Annotated in this window: 1 protein-coding gene; it reads right to left on the bottom strand. The window is 42.6% G+C overall.

The genetic code is table 11. The features are described from left to right. The coding region (locus LAB100_RS11580; RefSeq protein ID WP_164715447.1) for a hypothetical protein at positions 1-573 on the bottom strand (573 nt) is incomplete at both ends.

Here is a 573-nt window from a genome sequence, read left to right as displayed (position 1 = left end):
CCCACTAGGACCATAAGTGGCAGTCAAAACAGGGGCAATATACCCATCGTTATCATAGTTAGGAATCTTAAGGGTGACAGAATCACCAACTTTACCATCGGGAACGTCAATGGAAATAGATTTACCGGTAGTAGGATCAGTAACGGCAACCGCCTTATTATTAGAAATAGTTTTAGCGGTGTAAGAAGCCGGATTGTCGGCGGTGACGGTATTACCGTTAGCATCTTTAACAACAGCACCGTCAGGACCATAAGTGGCAGTCAAAACAGGGGCAGTGTATCCATCGTTGTCATAGTTAGGAATATTAAGAGTGACAGAATCACCAACTTTACCGTCAGGAACGTCAATGGAAATAGATTTGCCAGTAGTAGGATTGATAACAGCAATAGCTTTATTGTTAGAAACAGATTTACCAGTATAAGAAGCCGGATTGTTGGCGGTGACAGTGTTACCATTAGCATCTTTAACAACAGCACCATCAGGACCGTAAGTGGCAGTCAAAACAGGAGCAGTGTATCCATCGTTGTCATAGTTAGGAATATTAAGAGTGACAGAATCACCAACTTTACCGTC

Source organism: Companilactobacillus musae, assembly GCF_003967595.1.
GTDB classification, from domain to species: Bacteria; Bacillota; Bacilli; order Lactobacillales; family Lactobacillaceae; genus Companilactobacillus; species Companilactobacillus musae.
Note: the sequence above shows the minus strand (reverse complement) of the source record. Positions and strands in the feature narration are given on the sequence as shown.